We start from the raw sequence: 21,523 nt of genomic DNA, 5'->3' as shown, positions 1-21,523 counted from the left end.
TGGGGAGGAGATGTCATGACGAAAATATTCCGCTTCGGCGTCATCGGCTGCGGTCTGATGGGGCGCGAATTCGCGAGTGCTGCGGCGCGCTGGCTGCATCTGGCCGATGTGAAGGCGCGACCGGAAATCGTCGCCGTCTGTGATACCAATGCGACGCTGCTCGACTGGTTCAGGGACAATGTGCCGACGGTTCGGCAGTTCACTGCCGACTATAAGGAGCTTCTGGCCAATCCCGAGGTCGATGCGGTCTATTGCGCCGTCCCGCATGTGCTGCACCAGCAATTCTACATCGACGTCCTGAAGGCCGGAAAGCATCTTCTCGGCGAAAAGCCCTTCGGCATGGACGCCGCGCAGAACCGGGAAATCATGGCGGTTCTGGCCGAGCATCCCGAACTCCTGGTCCGCTGCTCGTCGGAAATGCCTTTCTTCCCCGGCGCACAGAAGGTCATCGCGCTCGCAAAAAGCGGCGAGATGGGGGATATAATCGAAGTCGAGGCGGGTTTCCTGCACTCTTCGGATATCGACCGGCAGAAGCCGATCAACTGGAAGCGTATGGCCGAGATCAATGGCGACTATGGCTGTATGGGTGATCTCGGCATCCATGTGCTGCACGTGCCGCTGCGTCTCGGCTGGCGCCCGACGACCCTGCATGCGCAATTGGTCAAGAAGGTTACCGAACGTCCCGACGGCAAGGGCGGCATGCTGCCCTGCACCACCTGGGACAATGCCACGATCAGCAGCCGCGTACGCACCGGGGATCAGGATTTCCCGATGGTGCTGAAAACCTGGCGCATCGCGCCCGGCGAATCCAACACCTGGTACATCAGGGTTCTCGGCATGAAGAAAAGCGCATTCTTTAGCACGAAGTCGCCGCGCCAGTGGCAGTGGATGGATTATAATGGCGGAGCGCAGGCCTGGAGCACCGAGGATCTCGGCTATGGCTCGCTGTTTCCGGCCATCACAGGCAAGATCTTTGAATTCGGTTTTGCCGACGCCATACAGCAGATGTGGGCGGCCTTCGTCGATGAGCTTGCCGGCGGGGATGCGAACGGTTTCGGCTGTGCGACGCCGGCGGAGGCGCAGGCGCATCATGCGGTCCTGACGGCAGCCCTCAAATCCGGTCGCGAGGACGTCGTGGTACCGGTGGCGTATGACGGGGTGTCCGTCTGATGCAGCGCTCTGCGATCAACGCCGCGTTGCTGCGGGCAACCGAGACCCTCGAGCGCTGGCATTGGTCCCTGCCGGCATGGGGGTATTGGACGGCGGCGGATTTTGCCTCTCATCCGGAGGCATCGGCCTATTTGCGCGCCCATCAGCTGGGTTGGGATGTCACCGATTTCGGCTCGAACCGGTTTGCCGAATGCGGCCTCGTGTTGTTCTGCCTGCGCAATGGCATCGTTGATGTCGAGGGGGAGCGGACCTATGCCGAAAAGCTGCTCTTCGTCGAAGAAGGCCAGGTCACGCCGACGCACCGCCATGCGGCGAAGATGGAAGACATCATCAATCGCGCCGGCGGCGATCTCGTCATCGAATTCGCCGCAACCGATGCCGATGGCAATGTGCTGACGGAGGATGTGACGGTTCCGGTCGACGGGCTGCCGCGCCGGCTCGCTGCATGGGAGCCGCTGATTCTTGAGCCTGGCCAAAGCGTGACGATCCGCACCGGGCTCTACCATCGCTTCTACGGCAGGAAAGGGGGCGGACCTGTCCTTGTCGGCGAGGTCAGCCAGGTCAACGACGACAACAACGACAATTTCTTTCTGGAGCCGATCGGGCGCTTTGCCGCGATCGAGGAAGATGAGCCGCCGCTGAGACCCTTGTGGAATGAAGGGGTCAGCTGATGCGGGTCGGGGAGGAGGTTTGCGATCGCGACAGTCAGAAGCAGGGCGGCATCGTCTGCGCGGGAAACTTCATCGTCGATCGCGTCCACACCCTGTCCTATTGGCCAGAACAGGGCAATCTCGCGCATATCCTGCACCAGGATCTGGGCGTGGGGGGCGGGGCGGCCAATGTCGTCACCGATCTGGCCTCGCTCGGATTTCCCGGAAAGCTGGCGGCGGCCGGATGCATCGGCGCTGATCAGGACGGAGAGATCGTCAAGGCCCGCCTTACGGTTGCCGGCGTCGATGTCGGTGGTTTGACGGCGCTTGCCGACCGGGTGACGGCGCATACGCATGTCATGAATGTGCCCGGCCAGAACCGGACCTTCTTCTATCATGGCGGCGCCAACGATGCCGTCACGGATGAGCTTGTCTCACCCGCAGCCTTCGCCAAGGCCGGCTATCGGCTGTTCTATCTCGGTTATCTCATGCTGTTGCCGGGTCTCGACCGCATCAGCCCCGACGGTCGTTCGGGAGCATCGCGCCTGCTGGAAGCCGCACGCCGCGCGGGGCTGACGACCTGCGTGGATTTCGTATCGAGCGAAGACCCGGAATTTGCGGCCAAGGTCGGCGTCGCTCTGCCCTTCTGCGATTTCCTTATTATCAACGAGATGGAGGCGGGTCGGGCAACCGGCGTCATCGTTCGCGATGCGAAGGGAGATTTGATCGAGGCGGGGCTTTTGGAAGCGGGCGAGCGCCTGCTTGCCGCAGGCGTCACCAAAGGCGCGATCATCCATGCGCCGGAAATCTGCTTCTGGTTTACGCCCGGCGCCTCCCCGATCATGACGCGTTCACGACCCGTCGATCCCGATGACATCGTCAGTACGGTCGGCGCAGGAGACGCCTTCTGTGCCGCCGTGCTCTACGGCCTGCATGAGAACTGGCCGGTCGAGCATATCTGCGCCGTCGCCCATGCTGCGGCTGCGCATTGCCTCGCGGGTGCGACGGCCACCGACGGCATCCCCGACATGTCTGTGCTCCTTCGGGAGGCGCAGGAGACGAGCCCGCAATCCGCTTAGCCCATTGGCGTCGCCTCAGGAGGGCGGCTACGATTATAGTTCAGTCAAGGGAGGAGCAAACATGAAACTATTCATTATGGCAGCCGCGCACGGCACCCTTGCCGGCGCAGGTCCGACCGGGGAGGCAGTGCGATGACATATGCGGAAACGGCGCGGCTCTCCGGCAAGGTGGCATTGGTCACAGGAGGAGCTAGCGGCATCGGCAAGGCCGTATGCGAACGCTTCTCCGCCGAAGGCGCCAGGGTTGTCGTGGCGGATCTCGACGGTGAACGATGCGCGCGGGTGGCGGAAGCGATCGGCCCTGGTGCCTGGGGTGTGGCCCTTGACGTGACCAGCCAGGACAGCATCGAAGAAGCGACGCGCTTTTCCATAGCCACCGCCGGTCAGATCGACATCCTGGTCAACGCCGCAGGCATTTACGAGGTCGAGTCCATTCTGGAAATATCCCGGGAGCGCACCGCTAGGGTATTTCAGGTCAATATCGAAGGCGTGATTTTCATGACACAGGCCGTTGCCCGGCACATGGTGGAGAGAGGGGAAGGTGGACGCATCATCAACTTCTCGTCCCAGGCGGGGCGTCGGGGCGAAGGTCCTGCTGTGGCTTACTGCGCATCCAAGGCGGCGGTCATCAGCATCACGCAAAGCTGCGCTCTGGAGCTGATCCGGTACGGCATCAACGTCAACGCCATCGCTCCCGGCGTCGTCGATACGCCGATGTGGGACGTCGTCGATGCAAAACTCGGCAGCCGGGAAGGTTTGAAACCCGGTGACGTCAAGCGCCGCGTGGCTGCCGCCGTTCCCGCCGGACGATTTGGCGCGCCCCAAGAACAAGCTGCCATGGCGGCCTTCCTGGCCGGGCCTGATGCAGCATACATCGTGGCGCAGTGCTACAATGTCGACGGCGGCAATGTCATGAGCTGAGCGCTTGAGCCGCGTCGCGGGTGCATCATCCTGCAAGGCGGCTTCATCAGCACGATCGGCAATCGAACTTGAGGTCTGGAGGAGTGGAATGAAGGCTGTACGCTTGGAGTCGATCGGGTCTTTGACCATGCGCAACGTTGAGAAACCGGTTGCCGGGCCAGGCGAACTGCTTGTCAGGGTGGCAGCAGCCGGCATCTGCGGTTCCGATCGCCACATGTACAAGGGCGAATATCCGACAGCGATCCCCGTCACGCTGGGCCACGAATTCTGCGGCATCGTGGAAGATATCGGCGATGGTGTGACACGGTTTAGCGGTGGGGAACTCGTGACGGTCGACCCCAATATCGCCTGCGGCATCTGTCCGGCTTGCACGCAGGCCCGGCCGAACCTGTGCGAGAGCCTGACTGCCATCGGCGTGACACGGGATGGCGGCTTTGCGGAATATGTGGCGGTGCCGCACGCGCAGGCCTTCAGGCTGCCGGCCGACCTCGATCCCGTTCACGGCGCCTTCAGTGAACCGCTGGCCTGCTGCATCCACGCCATCGATAAGGCAAGGATCCGTCCGGGCGACAGCGTCGCGATCCTCGGCGGCGGCGTGATCGGTCTGCTGATGGTGCAATTGGCCCGCCTGGCGGGGGCGAGCGAGATCATTTTGATCACGCGCCAGCAGTCGCGACGCCAAACCGCTCTGCGCCTGGGGGCGACGCACGCATTCGACCCGGCCTCCTCGGACACGATCGCTTCCGTGCGAGAGGTTACCAAAGGCGGCACAGACGTGGTCATCGAGTGCGCCGGCGTGCCCGACACGCTTCAAAGCGGTCTGAGGATGGCGCGGCGCGGTGGCACATTCGTGCTTTTCGGGGTGACGCCGGCAGGTGTCGAGGTGCCGGTTCTGCCCTTCGATCTGCTGGTGAACGAAGTCGATATCAGGCCGGCCTACCTCAATCCTTTCACCCATTCGCGCGCTGCGGCAATGGTAGCAAACGGGGCATTGGAGCTGGACGCGCTGGTCACCAAAACCATCGGTCTCGAGGAGGTCGCCGACGTGGTGGGCAACGCGCCATTACCGGGCGAGATCAAGGTCATCGTCCGACCCTAGCTTTGCCGAGCCACCCTGATCCGCACCGCCTGCTCAGCTGCGGACGGGGCCGGTGGAATCGCGCTCGATCAGCGTGACCGGCACCTTTACGATCGCACCCTGCCGAGATGCGTCCCCTGTCTGGTGCTCTTCGATCAGCGCTTCCAGCAGCCGTGCTGCCTGCCGCCCGACATCGCGGATCGGCTGTGCGACCGTTGTCAGCCGTGGAAAGACGTAGGCTGCCTCCGGCAGGTCGTCGAAGCCGACGACCGAATAGTCGTTCGGAACGGAAAATCCGCGATCCTGGATGGCATGGATTGCGGCAATCGCCGAAACGTCGGTTGTGCCGATGATCGCGGTGACCTCAGGTCGAGACGCCAGCAATTCTCGCGCCAGCCGGTAGGTCTCTGCAAAACTGTGCTCTTCTGCCATCGCCACGATGGCAGGTGCGATGCCATCCTTGGCCATTTCCGCCGTGATGCCCTGAAGGCGAAGCTGGATAGGTTGGCTGTGTGCCGGCGCGCCGACGATGGCGATCGCCCGGTGGCCGAGGTCGATCAGATGGCGCGCCATCAGCCGTCCGCCTTCCGCATGATCGGCCATGACAGCGTCGTCTGCGATGCCGTTCAGCTCGCGGTCAATGGCGATGATCGGAATACGGGCGTCCCTGAGCACCCCGAAATGCTCGATACTGCCGAAGGCGCTCGCCACGATGACGCCATCGACGCGCTGGGCGAGCAGCATCGAGATATAGCGCACCTCGTGGTCCATGTTTTCCGCCGTGCTGCAGATCAACGTCTGATAGCCGTGCTGGAACAGTTCCTGTTCGATGGCATGGGCCAGGATGCCGAAGAAAGGCACTTCAATCGACGGTAGCATCAGTCCGATCATCCGGCTTGGTGCACCCCGCAGCATACGTGCACCCTTGCTGGGTGTGTAGTTCAGTGTTCGGATTGCCGCCTCGACCCGGTCCCTGAGCTCAGGCGAGGCATAACCGCTGTTGTTGAGAACACGCGAGACCGAAGAGACTGACGTTCCTGCAAGCTTAGCGATATGTCTGATGCTGGTCGTCACGTGCTCGCATTTCTTTCTCTACGGCGCCGCGCGTCTTTTCAGGCGCGCATAGGACGCTAGCACAGGAGCGGTCGATTCATCAGGCGGGCTGCTGAAGTTCACCTCCATTTGTCATTCCACTAGATCATTAGCGGGACGCCGCATCAAGCACACGCCGAACGTGTGGGCTCCCCTCCATGCCTCAGCGAAGAAACGTCCATATACCGAATATTTTGGCAATCACTTTCCCGTTTTCGCGTCGTAGCTGCCCATGGACAGTTTTTTGGTCGTCGGAAAAATCAACAAGGTCGAAGAAAACGCTTTCATTTCGTTCGATATTTCCCAGGAAGAAGACGTCCTTACGGACGACCGGCCCCTTGCAGGGAAACCAGTTTTCCAAGGCGCGATCGGCGAGAGCCTGATACTCGGCAAAGTAAAACAGTCCCGCGCCGTTGAACTCCTGCGAGGCGCTGGGATCAAACCGAAAAGTTCGGAGCGCTTTGTTGGCGAGTACAGGAAACCCGAAATGCGTTGCTAACCGCCCATTCCGGATGTCTGCAGCATTCTGGGCCAGAAGACTAGGCTGGAACCGCTGTTCCTGCGGCTCAGGCAACGTCACACGCGCTATCGAGTGATTGTTGTCTTTGATCGTTCTGTAAACGAAGGTTGAGATGAGTTCGACGGCGCCGACGCTTCGTCCGTGGACATACAATTCGTGTCGGGTCGAAGTCCGGGTTCGCGAGACTGCGGACAGTCTCGAATGGATGGTCAAAATATTGTTCGCCTGCACGAGGTCGAAACGTGCATCCGTAAGTGACGTTGCACAGATCGCGGCATAGGCCTCCTCTCCATCGGCCGTTCTGAAATCCGCATTGTCGAGCCCGAGATGACAGGCGAGCATCAGCCAGTGACGATGACCGAGTTCCTTCATCAGCCAGGTCTCCGACAGCCCGTTTCCATTCAAATGTGGCATGCCCAGCAGTATGTGCGGATCAAGGGCACGTTCCATCAGGTCGCGTGCCGAAGGTCCTGCGGGCGGAAAATCGAGAAGGGCCGCGCTCATGATCAGGCGCTGACCGATTGCTTGAGAGACGATGTCTGCGCCGAACGTCGAGCTGCGAGATGCTCGACCACATGTTCGGCATCCCTGCCGACGCTGAGGAACCGGCCCGAGCCCCAGGTCCAGAGCCAGGGAAGTCCCAGCACGTAGACGCCATCGACGACGGTGACGCCGCGGCGATGAACGGGATAGGTATTGCCATCGAAGATCGGCAGTCCGACGAAGGACCAATCTGGACTGAATCCCGTGGCCCAGATGAGCGAGGTGATCCCCTCCGCCTTCAGGTCGAGTTCGGCGATCTCCGCCTCGGGCTCCCAGACGGGGCTATAGGGGGATCCGGCCGGAGCCTCGATGCCCTTTTCGGCGATGTGCCGGTCAATCAGGGCATTGATGCCGTTGTAGACACGGTCGGCGCCGTCGAGATTGGCCTTCAGGTTCGGCTCGAACAGCATCCGGCCGGCGGCCACGCCGGACATACGGCCATAAAGCGCCATGCCCTCCAGCGCGAACTTGCGCAGATCGATATCGCGTCCGCCGTCGCGGCCTGTCAGATAATGGTTGGTGTCGTGCTTCTTCTTCGTCATGCCATCATGTTCGACCGTGACATCGTACTGGCCGATATCGGAAAGCCAGTCGACCACATCGCGGCCGCGATAGAACCGGGCGCAGCGTGGCGCATTGCCGGTGACGAGATGCACCTTGCGGCCGGCCAGATACAGATCCTCTGCAATCTGGCAGCCGGACTGGCCCGAGCCGACCACGATGACGCCGCCGTCCGGCAGGAGATCGGCGCTGCGGTAGGCGGCGGTATGGATCTGCATGATGTCCTCGGGCAGGCGCTCGGCAGCACGCGGAATGGCCGGATCTGCATAGAGGCTGGTGGCGATCACCACGGCATCGGCGGTCACCGCGCCAGCCGAAGTCGCCAGCCGGAAGAGGTCGCCATGTTTTTCGAGCGACGTCACGCTGGTTTGCTCGAAGACCGGCGCATCGACCTTTTTCACGAAGCGATCGACATAGGCGAGAATCTCGTCCTTGACCATAAAACCGTGCGGATCCGCGCCGTCATAGGGATGGTCGGGAAGCTGGCATTGCCAGTTCGGCGTCACCAGGCAGAAGGCGTCCCAGCGTTCGTTCTTCCACTTATGCGCAACGGTCTGCTTCTCGAAGACCACGTGATCGATGCCGTGCCCCTTCAGATAATGAGAGGCCGAGAGCCCGGCCTGGCCACCGCCGATGACGACTGCACTGTAATGGCTCTTGAGGGATGGTGTGGTCATGGTGGGTCCTTTCAAAGGATGAAGCTTTCGCAGCGGACTTCGGCCCCTGCGTCGGTGAGATAGGAAGTGGCGGCCTGTTCGATGCGCGACAGCTGGCCGAGCGCCAGCGAGCAGGGATAGCCGTATTTCGCCTTGACCCTGTCGCTGGCGATGGTCAGCGCCGTGCGGCTGCGATCGAGAAAGTCGGACAGCGGATAGCTTCGGCCCTCGGCAAAATAGTCCCTGATCACCAGGGAGGGCGAGTAACAGGTCTCCTTGCGGCCATCCGGCCAGGCAATGACGAACCGCATTTCAGGCATGGTTGGGCTCCAACAGACTGTGATAGCGGGCAAGATGGGCTATTGCGGTTTGGTGCCAGCCATGGCGGGCGGCAACCTCGAGACCACGGGGAATGATCTGCTCGCGGATCGGTGCGACCAGCGCCAGCGCCATGCCCTCGGCAATGGAGACGGGATGGTGCGGATCGCACCAGATCGCATCGCCGGGACCCAGATATTCGGTGAAGGGCGCAATCGAGGATGTCACGACTGGAATGCCGCTGGCCATGGCTTCGAGAACGACGAGGCCGAAACCTTCCTTGAACGAGGGAAATACCAGCGCATCCGCCAGCCGGTAGAGGCTGGGCATGTCGGCATCCGCGATCGCACCGGTGATATGCACCGCCGCGGCGTCCCGACCGAGGCAGGCGAGGCAAGAACGGAACTCTTCCTGATAGTCGCTATGGTCCAGGAGCGAGGCGCCCCCGGCAATGACGAGCTGGGCATCCGGCCGGATGGCGCGGACCTGACGAAAGGCTTCGAGAATACCAAGGGTGTTCTTTCGCGCCTCGATGCCGCCGACACTGAGGAAGATCGGCCCGCTTCCCAGCTGCAGCCTGTCGCTGAGAGCGACCTGCTCCCCGCTCCAGGCAGGCGAGAAGCAGTTGGTGTCGACACCATTGCCGACTACCACCGCATCAATGCCGCGATCCTCTCTCAGCTTGTCCCGCCAGAGGCGGCTGACGGCGAAGAAGATATCGGCCGCGTCGATCGCGCGATCTTGCAGAGCCGTCAGACGCGGATCGGCGAACTGGTCGATGTGGTGGACAGTGCGGGCAAAATTCGGGATCAGGCCCTCCAGCTTGAGGGTTGCCAGCGCATTGCCGGAAATGCCGTCATGGGCGTGGAACAGGTCGAAGCCATTGGTTCCGGTTCTCCGGAAATAACCGACATAGTCAGCAATCCGCTGCTCGACCATTTGCGTCATGTCCGCGGGTGCCGGCCGCACGGCAATGCAGGCCGTGCCGCAGGAGGGCTGACGAAAGAAGCCCGCCCCCTTGGCATCAGGCGCATGCAGGACCACCTCATGGCCAAGCGAGGTCAGCGCTTCCGAAAGCTGCATGGCATGAACCACGCCGCCACGCGGGTTGGTGGAATGGGTCAGCATGGCAATGCGCAGGGTTCGGTGCGGCGGGAGGCTCATGCGGCGACATCCTGCCGACCGAGCTGCAAAAGGGGTGTTTCGGCATGATCGCGCACCGCTGCACGGCTCTCGCCATCGACCAGTGCGACCTCGGCACCAGCCACGACTGCGCCGATGACCGCAGCGCTGATGCCGCGCGCGGTGAAGCGGGTGACGACATCGGCCGCATGTTCCGGCGCGACCGAGAGCAGATAGCCGAAGCTCGGAAAGGTGACGAGCCAGCGGTCGAGGCTCACACCGGCGGGCAGGGGAATGGCGGTGACGTCGATATCGATGCCGACATGCGAACATTCGGCCAGCATGATGGCCGTGCCGATGATGCCGCCCTGGCTGATATCCTTCGCAGACAGCGCCAGCCCCGCCTCGGCGATCTCGGGTAGCAACTGGAGGTCGCCGCGCAGGCGCGCCGGCGCGGCATCGGTGGCGGCTTCCCAGTTGTTGAAGGGTTCGCGGTAACGGCCGCGATGGTCGATCGCTGCAACCAGCACATCGCCCGGCTTTGCATCGAAGCTCGTCAGCAGCTTCTTGGCACGACCGAGAATGGCGACCGACAATTGGCCGCGTTCGGTGCGGATATTGGTGTGCCCGCCGACGATCGGCACGCCAAAGGCGCTGGATGCCGCCCGCATGCCTTCGAGAACGGGTGTCGCGCCAGCCTCGCCATTGGCCCAGACGGCATCAACCACGGCGATTGGCCGGCCGCCCATAGCAACGACGTCGGAGATATTGACCATGACGCCGCACCAGCCGGCGAACCAGGGGTCGGCGGCGACGAACTCGTTCATGAACCCTTCGATGGCAAAAAGCAGATAACCGTCGCCATCGCGCAGCGCGGCGCAATCGTCGCCGACGGCAATCTGCTGCCCCTGCAGGCCGAGCCTTGCCGCGATCGTGCCGATATCCTGCTTGGCGGCGATGCCGCTGCTGGTCGAGAGTTTTGCCGCCAGGGTCTTGATGTCGATCGCGACCATTCTCACGCCGCCTTTCTGGAAAGGGCGGTGAAGCCTGCCTCGGGTGTGACGCAGGGCGGATAATAAGCAAGGTCGGCCTTCATCCTGAGATGCGGCTTGCCGTAGACCTCGAACTCCTCGATCACATCCCAGTGCAACCTGCGGAACAGCAGACCGTTCTGAACCTGCACATTGGCGAGAAATGTGTGGCATCCGATCGCATTGGCGGAGGATACGGCGAGCTTGATCAGGGTCGCCCCCAGGGCGCCGATCTTGCGAAAATCCGGATGGACCGCCAGTCGCGAGCCCCACCAGAGGCCGGGTTCTGCCTGATGGATGCGCACCGTTCCGACCAACTGGTCGGCGGCAATGCCGAGCATGGAGAGAGCCACGATCGGGATGGCGTCGTCGTCGATCGCGTCGCGGTCATCGCCTTCGAAGATCCGCTGTTCCTCGCAGAAGACGGCACGACGCAGCGCATGCGCTTGGCTGCGCTCCCAGGCGGAGGTTGCGAACTTCACCTGGAATTCGCTCGAGCGATAGGGAGCAAAGGCTTCGAGCATCATTTGGTGAGCATCCTTTCATAGGTGGAAAGGGCGGAGCAGGCGCCGCATTTGCCGCAGCCGGCCTTGATGTCGACGGCCTTCAAGCCGCTGGCGACCAGCATCCTGGACAAGGGTCCGAGGATCGAGTGCATGAAGTCGGGCCGCGGCGCCGGGTGGCTTTCGAGCGGCGTGCCGGAGATCGGTACGAAGGGCACGACGAAGGGATAGACGCCGAGTGCAACCAGCTTTTCGCAGATGTCTAGAATGGCTTCACGGCTGTCGCCGAGACCCGCCAGAATATAGGTCGAGACCTGGCCGCGCCCGAAAACCTCCACTGCGGCCCTGAACGAGGCCATATATTTGGCGATCGAGACCTGCGCCTTGCCCGGCATGACGCGGGCGCGCACCTCCGGCGTCACGGCTTCCAGATGCATCCCGAGTGCATCGACGCCGGCCTCCTTCATGCGGGTGAACCATATATCGTCTTCCGGCGGTTCGCATTGCGCCTGGATGGGAATATTGACGGCCGCCTTGATGGCCCGGGCGCTGTCGGCGAGGATCGCAGCACCGCGGTCGTCACCTTTCGGCGTGCCGGTGGTCATCACCATATGTTTGACGCCGTCCAGTTCGACAGCGGCCTTGGCGACTTCCGCGAGCTGCTCTGGCGTCTTGTGGGCGATGGTGCGGCCGGCTGCCAGCGATTGGCCGATGGCGCAGAACTGACAGGTCTTGGTGCGGCTCTGATAGCGGATGCAGGTCTGCAGCACGGTGGTAGCGAGCACATCCTTGCCGTGCAGAACGGCGATCTGCGAATAGGGAATGCCGTCGGTGGTCGAGCGCTCGTAGAAGCGCGGGCGCAGGGGAAAGGAGACCTCGCCCAGCACCGTGCCGTCTCGGCTGATACGGCTGCGGCCCATATCGTCCGGCTTTTCCACCAGATAGGGGCTCTCGAATGCAGGTGCGGTGTGAACCGGCACCATCACCGTCATGCCGTCAATGGTCAGTGCCTTATGGTCGGAAGGTCCAGCACCACCACGGCGGCTTTCATGCCCGGCCTTGGGGTCAACGAGCCGGGCTCCGTAGGACTGCAATTCGTTGATCAGAATCTCGGTCGGCAGACGTGTCGTATTCTCCATCAGAAAGGGTCCTTGTTTCGGCTGTGGGGAGGGATGGCTGGGTGGTGGTGACCATCGGCGCCGTGGCGCGGCCATCCATGACAAGATGCAGCAGCTCGGGTCGGGCATAATGGCCGACCGAATCCATCATCCGCTTGCGTTTCACGATCAGGCTCATGTCGAGATCGGCGATCAGGATGCCTTCGCCTTCGGTCAGCGGCGGCACGACATGTTTGCCTTCGGGCGAGATGATCGCGGTCATGCAGCCGCCGCGCAGGGCCTTCTGCAGGCCGGCGTCGGACGTGATGGAGGCAATCTGCTCGCCGGTCAGCCAGCCTGTGGCATTGACCACGAAGCAGCCGCTTTCCAGCGCATGGTGGCGGATGGTGACCTCCATCTGGTCGGCAAAAATCGGCCCGACCATCGAGCCCGGAAACTGGGCGATATGGATATCCTCGTGCTGCGCCATCAGGGCGTAGCGGGCCAGAGGATTGTAATGCTCCCAGCAGGCCAGCGCCCCCAGGCGTCCGACGGCGCTGTCGACCACCTTCAGGCCGGAGGCGTCACCCTGGCCCCAGATCATTCGCTCATGAAAGGTTGGGGTGATCTTGCGACGCTTGAGGAGGAGCGTGCCATCGGCATCAAACAGCAGCTGGGCATTATAGAGCGATCCGTGGTCACGCTCGTTGACGCCAAGCGCCACGACGATGCCATGCTCGCGGGCGGCTGCCGAGACGGCATCGGTGGCAGCACTCGGCACCGTGACGGCTTCCTCATAAAGTCGCACATGCTCCTTGCCGGAAAGAACCGGCGGCAACACGAAAGAAAAATAGGGGTACCAGGGGACGAAGGTTTCGGGAAAGATGATCAGCTCGGCGCCTTTGGCTGCGGCTTCACGAATTGCATCCAGCACCCGGGCCAGTGTTTTCTCGCGCGAGGTCAGATCCGGCGCGATCTGCGCGGCGGCAACCCGGACGCTCGGTTTTTTCTCCATGACGAAATCCTCGATTGACGGGTGGGGAGGCGGAGCGCCAAGGCTCCGCCCTTTATTTTTTTGGGCGCCTGATGCTCAGAGCGTCCAGGTATCAAGGATGAAGGCGCCGTCGCGGCGATGGATCAGGATCAGGTCGAGAACGTCGAGTGGACTGATCGGCGTGATGCCGGGGATCAGCGCGCCTTCGCCATGGCCGTAAAGCGCCTGAAGGGCAAAACGGCACGCATAGACTTTGCCGCCTTCTTCCATGAACTTGACGATCTGGTTGTTGAAATTCAGATGGCCGGGAAAGGCCTCCGCCCCGAGCGTCGGAAAACCGCGCTGGACGCCGAGCGTGACGCCCGGGCCGTAGAGAAGGACCGAGGTCTCGAACCCCTTCCGCTTCAGGCGCGTCGCCTGCAGCAGGTTGACGAATCCGATCGATCCTTCGAAGGCCACTGTATGGAAGGTGACGAGGGCCTTTTCGCCTTCGCCGGCCTGTACGTCCTCAAAAACCTTGTCCTCGTAATCGACAAGAAAGTCGCCTTTTTGATTGGCTGGCTTGGTCACTGCGGGCATGGATGGCTCCTTGATTGAAATCCGATCCCCATCCGGGGAGCATCCATCCAATTGCAAGCGCTATGCCAGATTGATTATGCACAAATAGCAGTCAAATCTGCCGATAATGCATTCAATTATGCTATCAATAACGAAAGCGAAAATTTTAGAGCTAATTTTCTGAGCGACGGCGTGCAAAAATAGAATGCACGAAAGCTCAAATCAGGTGCATTCAATTGGTCGTCAATCATTGCAGGAAGCATTGATACTGGCGCGGCGCGGGGCCAGGATTGAAGCCGTTGTCCGAGTTGAGGCCGCCTTTCCGGCGGCGTCGCAATGCAATGGATGCGTCTCGGTCCGAAGAAGGCTAGGCGTCAATATGCATTAATCGCTTCAATCGAAAAAATCTAGCTATATTGAATGCAATCAATTAAGGCGGTTGGATGTGTGCGTGAGACCGTTCTTCCGCCGGCAGAGGATATTTGGAGTCCGTTCTCGCCGATCACGGTCGTATCGCTCTTTTCAGAAAACAGGAGAAACTATGAGTCATAAACCCACGATCATTCTGGTGCACGGCTTTTGGGGTGGTGCCGCCCATTGGGGAAAGGTGATACTCGAGCTGGCGCATAGGGGCTATCAGTCCGTTCGCGCGGTCGAACTGCCGTTGACTTCGCTAGCCGAGGATGCCGAACGGACACGCAAGATGGTGGCCCAGCAGAAAGGGCCGGTCGTGCTCGTCGGTCATTCCTACGGCGGTGCGGTCATCACCGAAGCCGGAGATCAACCGAATGTAGCCGGCCTTGTCTATATCGCCGCATTCGCCCCCGATGCAGGCGAAAGTCCAGGCAGCATCACCCAACAGCATCCTCCTGCGGCACTGGCCAATATCGAGCCGGACAGCGACAACTATCTCTGGCTCAAGGCCGACAAATTCCATGAAAGCTTCTGCGAGGATCTGCCTCCCGAAGAAGGTGTCGTTCTGGCGGCTACCCAAAAAGCGCCGCTTGCCGGTACCTTTGGTGACGTCATCACCGCGCCCGCCTGGCGGAAGAAGCCATCCTGGTATCAAATAGCAAGTGAAGACAGGATGATTGCTCCTGAAAACCAGGCAGCAATGTCGGCTCGTCTCGGTGCTCGGAGAGTCATGACCTTGGAGGCAAGTCATGCCTTGCCGCAATCAAAGCCTCTGGAGGTCGCGGCTTTTATCGATGAGGCGGCCATGGCAGTCTCAAAGTAAGAACAAGGCGCTTGTGGCGGGGGCGTGAGAATAAGCGCACCCCTGCTTTCAGGCCTTGCATGCTCCGGCTTAGAGAAACGAAACTGTTCGGATGTCTGGCTATTCGGCATTAATCGACACGGTTCACCTTGAGAGCTACAGGATAGGTGCATGAGCGACAGCGGCACGTTGAGCGGACAGTGATGAACGACACAGTTCTCCTCTTTCACGGCATTGCCCGGACGAAGAAAAGCATGGAGAAGCTCGCCGGCTCCCTGTCCGGCCACGGTTATCGGGTTGTGAATGTCGGATACCTCTCCACCAGGTTTTCGATCAGCGACCTCGTCGACATCATTCGACCGGAGATCGACGACGCCGTGAAGAAAGCAGGCGATGGCCGGGTCCATTTCGTCGGTTATTCGATGGGTGGGCTGGTCATCCGTGCTTTTCTCGCGCGCTATCGTCCAGCCAAGCTGGGCAGAGTAGTCATGGTCGGAACGCCGAACAACGGCAGACAGATTGCCGATTTCCTCAAGAGCTGGCCCTTATATAGGAAGGTCTATGGACCGGCAGGACAACAGCTGATTACCGATCAAACCGCCATGACCGAGCTGTTCGGCACGGTCGAACTTGGCATCATCGCCGGGAATCGGACCATCGACCCGGTCTCTTCCCTTATCATCGGCCTCAGGGTTCCGAATGATGGGAAGGTTTCAGTGGAGAGCACCCGTCTCGACGGCGCGGCGGCGCATATCGTCGTCCCGGCAAACCACACTTTCCTACCCGTCAACAAGACGATGTGGAACCAGACCCTGTCGTTTTTGAAGGATGGGCGGTTTACAAGCTGAATGTCCAAATATTCAAACATCCGCCACATGCCCTCTGCTTAATTCCCCGCGGCACCGGTATCGAAGGAAATGCAATGACCGCCATCCTGCGAAAGAAAGTTCACGGCGCGTCTACACGCGGACAGGTCATCGATGGTGCGCCCGATGTCGGCGTCGCCTATCAGGTGTTTTCCGATACGGTGATCGAAGACGTTATAGTGAAGAATTCTCCTCGAGGCTTCAAATTTCACAATGGCAAGAATCTCACCGTCAGGCGCTGTGAAACGGAGAATGTGAACGGCGACGGCATCTACCTGACGAAGACGACGCACGTGTTGCTGGAGAACAATCGCATCGGCGCGGCACCGGGCGAGGGAGCAGACTGCTGCCAGTTCGCCTATCAAAACAGCGACGACAATATCAGCTCCGATATCGTAATCCGCGGCAACCTCTTCCTGCAGTCGCCGGCGAGCGCATCGAACAAGGGTGCGCTGGTCTGCGACAAAACTCGAAAATACCTGGTCGAGTACAATTTCATCGGCGGCAAGAATTTCTCCTTTTCGTCGATCGGGGATGACGCCGTGGTGCGCAGCAACATCATGCGCGACGGCAGGATGAATGATTATTCCTTCGGCTACGGCATTGGCGACAAGGCCGACCACGCCGGGCATCACGTTTATGACAACTGGATTGAGAACACCAATCGTGGCGTCAGCCTGAGTGGCTTTTCGGATCAGGAGCTGGCATTTCGCAAAGACATCGATATCCACGACAACGTCATTAGCCAATGCGACATCGCATTCTTCGCCAACCGTCGGTGGTCCGGCAGCTTTCGGCGCAACATATTTCTGCGGTGCGAACAGGACATCGTTCTCAAGGGAAACGGCAAAGCGACTGCGGGTGATATCGATGGCAACTATCGCAACGATGGCAGCTTTCTGAATGTCACCCCGCCGCCGCTTCGCTTGAAGCCTGACGGCAAGGCTTCGGTTTCCTCCGGCGAATGGACATCCGAGCCCGACGAAATCCGCATCCAGTGGCGTGACAAGGGGATCGATATCGCAGGCGCCAACCGACCCTCCATCGCGGTTGAGCCTGGCATGGAATTGTCATGCGTCTTGCTGGCCCGCAAGGAGCAGAATTGGATGCTGGCGATCGCCGAGACTGCCTATGACGACTTCACACCGCGCGCCTGGCAGGAACACAGGCTGCCTTGGCAGAAGCGCTATCTCTCGATTTAAGCGGTGCGACGGGGGGGCCAGGATCGCGCCAAAATCAGGATCGACGCCAGCCAAGCCTCATGGCCTTTCGAGCGCTGAGCGCTTTGCGAACCGGCTCATCGTAAAGGCGGGTGACGATAATCGCCAATAGGACGATCAGCGGAAGAACGATGGCAAAGATTGCCCAAGCCGGCGGTTGCCCCAGGCCGGCGGCTTTCCAGGCTCCCAACAGCAAGCCCAGCAGCGGAACATGAATTGCATAGAGCGCGTAAGACGCCTCTCCCGCGATAAGAAGCGGCTGCCGCAGCACGCCATCGAAGTTGGCTGTGTAAAGGACAAGCACTGCGATGGGAAATAAAGCGGTGATGACAATCAGGTCCTTAATGCCAACCAAGGCGGCTGGCGCCTGAAAGACAAGAAGAGCAGTCGCGACGACGATTGTTGTCACTGCGGCTGCTTTTCCGATGCCTGAAGGAGAAAGCCGCGCGCGGTAGCGGTACATCAAGATGCCGAGGGTGAAGGAAAAGAGAACGCGGGGAAATCCGGAGAGCAAAGCGCCGTCGAGCGGGATCAGGTCGGCGCTTCCATGGGCCAGCGTTTGCGCCGCCAACCAAACCCATGACGCAAGCAGGATGATAACGAGCACGCCGCTGGACAGCATTCGTGCTGCATAGCCGTAGGCCAGGTTGATCACGATCTCCAGGAATAGCGACCATGACGGACCGTTGAAGGGGAACAGGTTCGGCGCCTTCAGCGATGTTCCACCGATCGCCGGCAGAAAGAACATCGAGGCAATCAGGGAGGTGGCAAACAGCATGGGATCGATTTGCTGATTTCTGCTGAGCGACATGCCCGCATATGCGAGTACGCCGAGCAACAAGCCGAACAAATACATCGGATACAAGCGGATGAGGCGCTTGATGGCGAAATCGTTCGCAGAAAGTGAAGACTCTTGAATGAGTTTCCGCTCATAAGCGTGACCGATCACGAAGCCGCTGAGACAAAAGAACAGGTCGACGGCGAGGTAGGCAGCGGGTGCTGCATCGAAACCGACAAAGCCTTCGGTATGATGCACGGCCACACAAATGGCCGCCAGTCCGCGAATCCCATCGAGGCCGACCAGTCTGCGATTCTTGGAACTCACATTTTTAGCCTGATGCATGTTGGTCGCCAGCCTTGGTCGGTTTGCGGAAACGAGAGAGAAACTCTGGCCCAAGGCCCGTCAGTGCGATCACGGTATGGGGCCACAAGATGAAGGGGGCGAGCATCATTCCGGCTTCGGTGAACGCGCCGATCAGGATCAGGAGGATAATGACAACCTCTTTCCTCTTCGTGATGGCCAGCGCTTGACTTAGGGGCGACGAGGTCATCTTCGCCACGAGCCGCACCACCACGAACGAGGTCCAGATTATGGTGGCGGGTATGCCCATGTTCAGCGCGAGTTCGATATAGGTGTTGTGCGTGGATTGAGCATCCCAGGTTAGGCGAACATATTGCTCCATGATTTCGGGCTGTCGGAACAAGGCAAATCCCCAGCCCGTAAGCGGCCGCTCGGAAATCAGCGGCAGCAACTGTTCCCAAACATTCGTACGTCCGCTGAGCGTAAGGTCTTTCCCGAAGGATTCGGCAATCGCCTGGGCCACACCCATCAAGGCGACGGAGACGACAAAGCCCAGCAGGGCGAATGCAAGGAGAACGACGAAGGATCTGAAGATGCGGCCTGGAAAGCGCTGAATCCAGCTCATTCCGTAGTATACGGCTATTCCGATCGAAAGCAGGATGATGGTCGTTGACGATTTCGCCAGCACGATGAGCACGAGGTAGAGCAGCATTGCCGCCCATCTGAGGAGATCATAGTAGCGCAGACGCCACATCGGCAGGGCCGGCAGCAGCAAGATGAAGTTGGTTGCCGAAAACTGGCCGAGCATGTTTTTGTGGTAAAATGCCCCTTTCACCATCCCGGCATAACTGCCTCTCATGACAGCGAAGCGTGGAAAAGCTGCGGTGTAAAGAATATTGATGAAAGCCGTCGCAATCGCAAATTTCGCCAGGCTTTCAAATGTGTCGACGGCTCCATAACGGGCCCGGTAAAGAAGGGGTCCAGCTGTCAGCAATGCGACGGCCACTAAGGACCGGAGCGAGGATCCTACGCTGACGGAGAAAGCAATCGAGAGAAAGACGCATAGGAAGACTATGCCGACCAGCGGCGAAGCGCTGCGAATCAATTCAAAGACTCGCCTGGGCTCCAGCACACAGTAAAGGCCGATGAGCGGAACGAGCGACATTAGCAGCAGTCGCATCGGCATGGGGTCTTTGCCGACACCCTCCTGGAAGTCGGCCGGCAGCCCATACCACATGCCGGTCGCTCTCCAGAGGGAAATATAAAATATTGCCGAGAGGACGATCCGCACGAAGGTTTCACGCCGAATGCGATATTGCGCGCGAGCTCTGGGTCTATGTCTTTGCAGGCCAATCGGTTGGTAGCTGTCAAATGAGGTGCTCATGACACTCCGCCTTACGTTTTGGTAACCACCTGAGCGGCAAAAATCAAAGCTGTAGACCCGCTGCGGCGAGGAAGCTCGTGATCAGCTTGTATGCCCCTTCATTGAAATGAAGATGGTCAGGCTTGTAGTTGGAACATTCCTTATCGCTTGGCTTGCCGCACCGCAACATATCATCGTTCATTTGAGCGAACGTGACACCCGGCATTTCAGCCAATGACGATGCTACAAGGTGGTTGGCCGGAATTCGTACATCCTCGTAGAAGGCATAGCGCTTGCCTCGAGGCGGTATGGACAACGCATAAATATGGGCGCCTGGCCAAAGAGCGCGAACCTTGCTGACAACAGCCACGACACCAGCTGCCACGGCGCATGGCGCAGTTTTCACACCCAGGTTGTTCGTGCCGATAAGCACGACGACATCGGCGGGATGGAAATCCGGAAGGTTTAGACCATCGAGGCGGTACAATGCATTTTGCGTGGTATCCCCTGCGACCGCGAGGTTCATCACGGGGCGCGTCGGAAAGCTGTCCTTGATCCAGGGCTGCCAGAGTTCGACGAGCGAATCGCCGACAAGAGCCAGATTGTATCGGCCCGATTTGTCGCGATAGCTGGGAAGAGCGCGATCATATCTCTTGCTCGGCGGCTTTTGTTGCGCCAGCGCATTCGACACTTTTGCAGGGTCCGGGCATTCCTGTCCGAAGGACGGGCCAGCATTGCTGACGATGAGAAGGAAATTCAATGCGAGGATAGTGATGAGGTTGGCGAAAAGTCGCAACATTCAGATTACCGATATCCTGACGTCCTGGGAGCTTTCATTATTGAAGAGGAAAATGGCCGTGGCAAGGACAGACTGGCTCTGGTCTCTCCACCCGCAATGCTCGGCCCATTGGCAGCCGATCCATGAAATGAAAATACACTGACCGCATCTGATCGACGAAATCTTCAATTGCCGGAACCAAAGACCGAACCCGCCGTTGATAGCCATGCCCAACCGTGTCCGGGAGGCAGGACAGACATGGCACGTCAGACATTCTGGAAAGGTTATCTCAAGCTCTCGCTCGTCACCGCCGCCGTCTCGCTGACGCCGGCGACGACCGAAAGCAACAAGGTCCGTTTCCATGTCCTCAATCGCCAGACGAAGAACCGCGTCGAAAGCCGTTATGTCGACAGCGTCACCCACAAACCTGTGGCCGAGAGGGACCAGGTGAAGGGCTATCCGCGCGGCGAGGACGACTATGTTCTTCTCGAAGACGAGGAGATCGAGGAGGTCGGGCTCGAAAGTACCCGCACCATCGAGATCGACAGTTTCGTGCCGCGCGGCTCGATCGATTGGATCTGGTACGACAAACCGCATTTTCTGGCGCCCGAGGACAAGGTCGGGGTGGAAGCCTTCTGCGTCATCCGCGAGGCGATGAAGGCGAATGAGGTCGTCGGCATCGCCCGTCTTGTCCTTTATCGTCGCGAGCGCGCCGTGCTGCTGGAGCCGCAAGGCAAAGGCATCATTCTCTGGACCCTGCGCTACGGCGACGAGGTGCGTGATCCCATAGCCGAACTCGACGATAAGACCGAGATCGACAGCAAGCTGCTGACGCTGATGACGCAACTGGTGAAGGAAGAGACGAAGGATTGGAGCCCGACCATGGTGCAGGACCCGATCCAGACACGCCTGAAGTCGATGATCCGCGGCAAACAGAAGAGCCTGAAGAAGGCAGCGCCCGTGGCAAAACCCGCACCGGTGAAATCGACCGGCAACGTCATCAATATCATGGATGCGCTGAAGAAGAGCCTGGCAGCGGAAGGCGGCCAGAAGCCGCGCCAATGAAAAAGTGGCCAGCGATTTTGGGAAACGATATACATAAATCA

The 21,523-nt window shown here is 60.1% G+C and carries 22 protein-coding genes; 9 read left to right on the top strand and 13 right to left on the bottom strand.

The features are described from left to right. Positions 1 to 15 precede the first annotated feature (15 nt). From BS629_RS09745 to BS629_RS09725, 5 genes are all read left to right on the top strand, one after another. Positions 16 to 1,170 (top strand): Gfo/Idh/MocA family protein, encoded by a 1,155-nt coding sequence (locus BS629_RS09745; protein WP_018244751.1) that lies wholly within the window; start codon positions 16 to 18, stop codon positions 1,168 to 1,170. Further along, positions 1,170 to 1,841 carry a D-lyxose/D-mannose family sugar isomerase gene (locus BS629_RS09740; RefSeq protein ID WP_018244752.1) on the top strand — a complete coding sequence of 224 codons (672 nt, stop codon included), beginning with the start codon at positions 1,170 to 1,172 and terminating at the stop codon, positions 1,839 to 1,841. The genes BS629_RS09745 and BS629_RS09740 overlap by 1 nt, the downstream gene beginning before the upstream one ends. Beyond that, positions 1,841 to 2,899 carry a carbohydrate kinase family protein gene (locus tag BS629_RS09735; protein WP_018244753.1) on the top strand — a complete coding sequence of 353 codons (1,059 nt, stop codon included), beginning with the start codon at positions 1,841 to 1,843 and terminating at the stop codon, positions 2,897 to 2,899. The genes BS629_RS09740 and BS629_RS09735 overlap by 1 nt, the downstream gene beginning before the upstream one ends. A 132-nt stretch (positions 2,900 to 3,031) precedes the next feature. Then, entirely contained in the window at positions 3,032 to 3,820 is a 789-nt protein-coding gene (locus BS629_RS09730) for an L-iditol 2-dehydrogenase (RefSeq protein WP_018244754.1), read from the top strand. An 88-nt stretch (positions 3,821 to 3,908) separates the two neighbouring features. After that, positions 3,909 to 4,919: a zinc-dependent alcohol dehydrogenase family protein gene (locus tag BS629_RS09725; RefSeq protein WP_018244755.1), complete on the top strand. Its 1,011-nt coding sequence runs from the start codon at positions 3,909 to 3,911 to the stop codon at positions 4,917 to 4,919. A 33-nt stretch (positions 4,920 to 4,952) separates the two neighbouring features. Here BS629_RS09725 and BS629_RS09720 read toward each other — a convergent pair whose 3' ends face one another. The 10 genes from BS629_RS09720 to BS629_RS09675 all read right to left on the bottom strand — a co-directional run bounded on the left by BS629_RS09720 (position 4,953) and on the right by BS629_RS09675 (position 13,914). Continuing rightward, positions 4,953 to 5,972: a LacI family DNA-binding transcriptional regulator gene (locus BS629_RS09720; RefSeq protein ID WP_018244756.1), complete on the bottom strand. Its 1,020-nt coding sequence runs from the start codon at positions 5,970 to 5,972 to the stop codon at positions 4,953 to 4,955. 181 nt (positions 5,973 to 6,153) lie between these two features. Next, complete coding sequence (locus BS629_RS09715; RefSeq protein WP_018244757.1) at positions 6,154 to 7,014, bottom strand: Pnap_2097 family protein; 861 nt, start codon at positions 7,012 to 7,014, stop codon at positions 6,154 to 6,156. 2 nt (positions 7,015 to 7,016) lie between these two features. Beyond that, positions 7,017 to 8,291, bottom strand: a complete 1,275-nt coding sequence (locus BS629_RS09710; RefSeq protein WP_077988125.1) for an MSMEG_0569 family flavin-dependent oxidoreductase — start codon at positions 8,289 to 8,291, stop codon at positions 7,017 to 7,019. 11 nt (positions 8,292 to 8,302) lie between these two features. Beyond that, positions 8,303 to 8,590 (bottom strand): MSMEG_0570 family nitrogen starvation response protein, encoded by a 288-nt coding sequence (locus BS629_RS09705; protein ID WP_018244759.1) that lies wholly within the window; start codon positions 8,588 to 8,590, stop codon positions 8,303 to 8,305. Next, positions 8,583 to 9,752, bottom strand: a complete 1,170-nt coding sequence (locus tag BS629_RS09700) for an MSMEG_0565 family glycosyltransferase (RefSeq protein WP_018244760.1) — start codon at positions 9,750 to 9,752, stop codon at positions 8,583 to 8,585. The genes BS629_RS09705 and BS629_RS09700 overlap by 8 nt, the downstream gene beginning before the upstream one ends. Then, on the bottom strand, positions 9,749 to 10,723 hold the full coding sequence (locus BS629_RS09695; RefSeq protein WP_018244761.1) for a sll0787 family AIR synthase-like protein: 975 nt from the start codon (positions 10,721 to 10,723) through the stop codon (positions 9,749 to 9,751). The genes BS629_RS09700 and BS629_RS09695 overlap by 4 nt, the downstream gene beginning before the upstream one ends. 2 nt (positions 10,724 to 10,725) lie before the next feature. Then, positions 10,726 to 11,268 carry an MSMEG_0567/Sll0786 family nitrogen starvation N-acetyltransferase gene (locus tag BS629_RS09690; protein ID WP_018244762.1) on the bottom strand — a complete coding sequence of 181 codons (543 nt, stop codon included), beginning with the start codon at positions 11,266 to 11,268 and terminating at the stop codon, positions 10,726 to 10,728. Next, entirely contained in the window at positions 11,265 to 12,383 is a 1,119-nt protein-coding gene (locus tag BS629_RS09685; RefSeq protein ID WP_018244763.1) for an MSMEG_0568 family radical SAM protein, read from the bottom strand. The genes BS629_RS09690 and BS629_RS09685 overlap by 4 nt, the downstream gene beginning before the upstream one ends. Then, a complete protein-coding gene (locus BS629_RS09680; protein WP_018244764.1) occupies positions 12,310 to 13,356 on the bottom strand; it encodes a Nit6803 family nitrilase in 1,047 nt (348 codons plus the stop codon). Before BS629_RS09680 ends, BS629_RS09685 begins: the two co-directional genes overlap by 74 nt. Before the next feature lie 75 nt (positions 13,357 to 13,431). Further along, complete coding sequence (locus BS629_RS09675) at positions 13,432 to 13,914, bottom strand: MSMEG_0572/Sll0783 family nitrogen starvation response protein (protein ID WP_018244765.1); 483 nt, start codon at positions 13,912 to 13,914, stop codon at positions 13,432 to 13,434. A 520-nt stretch (positions 13,915 to 14,434) separates the two neighbouring features. Between BS629_RS09675 and BS629_RS09670 the strand changes: the two genes are divergently transcribed. The 3 genes from BS629_RS09670 (at position 14,435) to BS629_RS09660 (ending at position 17,177) form a co-directional block, all read left to right on the top strand. Then, the gene (locus tag BS629_RS09670; protein ID WP_018244766.1) at positions 14,435 to 15,130 is read left to right on the top strand and encodes an alpha/beta hydrolase; all 696 of its coding nucleotides are present in this window, start codon (positions 14,435 to 14,437) and stop codon (positions 15,128 to 15,130) included. Between the two features lie 182 nt (positions 15,131 to 15,312). Beyond that, the gene (locus BS629_RS09665) at positions 15,313 to 15,957 is read left to right on the top strand and encodes a lipase family alpha/beta hydrolase (protein ID WP_077988124.1); all 645 of its coding nucleotides are present in this window, start codon (positions 15,313 to 15,315) and stop codon (positions 15,955 to 15,957) included. A gap of 74 nt (positions 15,958 to 16,031) precedes the next feature. Beyond that, positions 16,032 to 17,177, top strand: coding sequence for a right-handed parallel beta-helix repeat-containing protein (locus BS629_RS09660; RefSeq protein WP_018244768.1), 1,146 nt, complete (start codon positions 16,032 to 16,034; stop codon positions 17,175 to 17,177). Positions 17,178 to 17,211: 34 nt separating this feature from the next. Here the strand turns inward: BS629_RS09660 and BS629_RS09655 are convergent, their stop codons facing one another. From BS629_RS09655 to BS629_RS09645, 3 genes are read right to left on the bottom strand one after another with little or no spacing between them, the layout of a single operon-like run. After that, positions 17,212 to 18,318 (bottom strand): acyltransferase family protein, encoded by a 1,107-nt coding sequence (locus BS629_RS09655; RefSeq protein ID WP_018244769.1) that lies wholly within the window; start codon positions 18,316 to 18,318, stop codon positions 17,212 to 17,214. Continuing rightward, positions 18,305 to 19,660, bottom strand: a complete 1,356-nt coding sequence (locus BS629_RS09650; protein ID WP_077988123.1) for an O-antigen ligase family protein — start codon at positions 19,658 to 19,660, stop codon at positions 18,305 to 18,307. Before BS629_RS09650 ends, BS629_RS09655 begins: the two co-directional genes overlap by 14 nt. Positions 19,661 to 19,703: 43 nt before the next feature. Then, a complete protein-coding gene (locus tag BS629_RS09645) occupies positions 19,704 to 20,438 on the bottom strand; it encodes an SGNH/GDSL hydrolase family protein (protein WP_018244771.1) in 735 nt (244 codons plus the stop codon). 237 nt (positions 20,439 to 20,675) lie between these two features. Between BS629_RS09645 and ku the strand changes: the two genes are divergently transcribed. Further along, on the top strand, positions 20,676 to 21,482 hold the full coding sequence (ku, locus tag BS629_RS09635; RefSeq protein ID WP_018244773.1) for a non-homologous end joining protein Ku: 807 nt from the start codon (positions 20,676 to 20,678) through the stop codon (positions 21,480 to 21,482). Positions 21,483 to 21,523: the final 41 nt, after the last annotated feature.

The sequence above is a fragment of the Rhizobium leguminosarum bv. viciae USDA 2370 genome (assembly GCF_002008365.1).
GTDB lineage: Bacteria > Pseudomonadota > Alphaproteobacteria > Rhizobiales > Rhizobiaceae > Rhizobium > Rhizobium leguminosarum.
The sequence above is the reverse complement of the archived record's forward strand: the minus strand, read 5'-3'. Positions and strand labels throughout refer to the sequence as shown.

Bases quoted from the DNA above. Each gene is read 5' to 3' on its own strand.
- BS629_RS09745 (WP_018244751.1), top strand. From the start codon at position 16: ATGACGAAAATATTCCGCTTCGGCGTCATCGGCTGCGGTCTGATGGGG.
- BS629_RS09645 (WP_018244771.1), bottom strand. From the start codon at position 20,438: ATGTTGCGACTTTTCGCCAACCTCATCACTATCCTCGCATTGAATTTC.
- BS629_RS09715 (WP_018244757.1), bottom strand. From the start codon at position 7,014: ATGAGCGCGGCCCTTCTCGATTTTCCGCCCGCAGGACCTTCGGCACGC.
- BS629_RS09705 (WP_018244759.1), bottom strand. From the start codon at position 8,590: ATGCCTGAAATGCGGTTCGTCATTGCCTGGCCGGATGGCCGCAAGGAG.
- ku (WP_018244773.1), top strand. From the start codon at position 20,676: ATGGCACGTCAGACATTCTGGAAAGGTTATCTCAAGCTCTCGCTCGTC.
- BS629_RS09690 (WP_018244762.1), bottom strand. From the start codon at position 11,268: ATGATGCTCGAAGCCTTTGCTCCCTATCGCTCGAGCGAATTCCAGGTG.
- BS629_RS09650 (WP_077988123.1), bottom strand. From the start codon at position 19,660: ATGAGCACCTCATTTGACAGCTACCAACCGATTGGCCTGCAAAGACAT.
- BS629_RS09710 (WP_077988125.1), bottom strand. From the start codon at position 8,291: ATGACCACACCATCCCTCAAGAGCCATTACAGTGCAGTCGTCATCGGC.
- BS629_RS09675 (WP_018244765.1), bottom strand. From the start codon at position 13,914: ATGCCCGCAGTGACCAAGCCAGCCAATCAAAAAGGCGACTTTCTTGTC.
- BS629_RS09670 (WP_018244766.1), top strand. From the start codon at position 14,435: ATGAGTCATAAACCCACGATCATTCTGGTGCACGGCTTTTGGGGTGGT.
- BS629_RS09740 (WP_018244752.1), top strand. From the start codon at position 1,170: ATGCAGCGCTCTGCGATCAACGCCGCGTTGCTGCGGGCAACCGAGACC.
- BS629_RS09725 (WP_018244755.1), top strand. From the start codon at position 3,909: ATGAAGGCTGTACGCTTGGAGTCGATCGGGTCTTTGACCATGCGCAAC.
- BS629_RS09685 (WP_018244763.1), bottom strand. From the start codon at position 12,383: ATGGAGAATACGACACGTCTGCCGACCGAGATTCTGATCAACGAATTG.
- BS629_RS09695 (WP_018244761.1), bottom strand. From the start codon at position 10,723: ATGGTCGCGATCGACATCAAGACCCTGGCGGCAAAACTCTCGACCAGC.
- BS629_RS09660 (WP_018244768.1), top strand. From the start codon at position 16,032: ATGACCGCCATCCTGCGAAAGAAAGTTCACGGCGCGTCTACACGCGGA.
- BS629_RS09665 (WP_077988124.1), top strand. From the start codon at position 15,313: ATGAACGACACAGTTCTCCTCTTTCACGGCATTGCCCGGACGAAGAAA.
- BS629_RS09730 (WP_018244754.1), top strand. From the start codon at position 3,032: ATGACATATGCGGAAACGGCGCGGCTCTCCGGCAAGGTGGCATTGGTC.
- BS629_RS09655 (WP_018244769.1), bottom strand. From the start codon at position 18,318: ATGCATCAGGCTAAAAATGTGAGTTCCAAGAATCGCAGACTGGTCGGC.
- BS629_RS09680 (WP_018244764.1), bottom strand. From the start codon at position 13,356: ATGGAGAAAAAACCGAGCGTCCGGGTTGCCGCCGCGCAGATCGCGCCG.
- BS629_RS09735 (WP_018244753.1), top strand. From the start codon at position 1,841: ATGCGGGTCGGGGAGGAGGTTTGCGATCGCGACAGTCAGAAGCAGGGC.
- BS629_RS09700 (WP_018244760.1), bottom strand. From the start codon at position 9,752: ATGAGCCTCCCGCCGCACCGAACCCTGCGCATTGCCATGCTGACCCAT.